The organism is Vibrio maerlii (assembly GCF_003415655.1).
Classification (GTDB): Bacteria; Pseudomonadota; Gammaproteobacteria; order Enterobacterales; family Vibrionaceae; genus Vibrio; species Vibrio maerlii.
In genome coordinates this window covers 1-807 of the sequence record NZ_QRHC01000040.1, presented here as the reverse complement: position 1 = coordinate 807, position 807 = coordinate 1, and the positions used below count along the sequence as shown (strand labels likewise).

General features: G+C 48.3%; 2 tRNA genes and 1 rRNA gene. All 3 read left to right on the top strand.

The features are described from left to right. The first annotated feature begins 150 nt into the window (after positions 1-150). The 3 genes from rrf (at position 151) to DPF91_RS21855 (ending at position 496) form a co-directional block, all read left to right on the top strand. Positions 151-266, top strand: a 5S ribosomal RNA gene (gene rrf, locus DPF91_RS21865). A 42-nt stretch (positions 267-308) separates the two neighbouring features. Then, positions 309-385 (top strand) — tRNA-Asp (locus tag DPF91_RS21860). 34 nt (positions 386-419) lie between these two features. Next, positions 420-496, top strand: a tRNA-Trp gene (locus DPF91_RS21855). The last annotated feature ends 311 nt before the right edge of the window (positions 497-807 follow it).

The following is an 807-nucleotide window of genomic DNA, read 5'->3' as shown; positions in this document are numbered from 1 at the left end:
TGTAAGCGTTGTGAGGCGTTGAGCTAACCTGTACTAATTGCCCGTGAGGCTTAACCATACAACACCCAAGGGGTTTTGATGGACTCAAAGCAAGAACAGATTGAATGTGTATAACTAGAACTAAAAACAGCTTTCCGAATTAAGAATTTGCTTGGCGACCATAGCGTTGTGGACCCACCTGATTCCATTCCGAACTCAGAAGTGAAACGCAACAGCGCCGATGGTAGTGTGGGGCTTCCCCATGTGAGAGTAGGTCATCGCCAGGCTTTAAATTATGGACACTTGCTTAATAGCGAGTAAGCCACTGCGGAGTGGTAGTTCAGTTGGTTAGAATACCGGCCTGTCACGCCGGGGGTCGCGGGTTCGAGTCCCGTCCACTCCGCCACTTATTTGAGAGTCGTCTCAATAAACACGAAGATAGGGGTGTAGCTCCAATTGGCAGAGCAGCGGATTCCAAATCCGCGTGTTGGGAGTTCGAATCTCTCCACCCCTGCCATATTTAAGGCCTTAGTCGAAAGACTAAGGCCTTTTTGCATGAAATGCTAGAACGGACTTCGTCCTATGGGACGCTTCGCTTCTAGAAAACTAGATATCTAGATCGTGAACTTCAAGGTCGAAAAAGGGTTGACACCAAAAGTCAAACCGCCAAAAATCTAGCTCTCTAGCTCTCTAGCTCTCTAGCTCTCTAGCTCTCTAGCTCTCTAGCTCTCTAGCTCTCTAGCTCTCTAGCTCTCTAGCTCTCTAGCTCTCTAGCTCTCTAGCTCTCTAGCTCTCTAGCTCTCTAGCTCTCTAGCTCTCTAGCTCTCT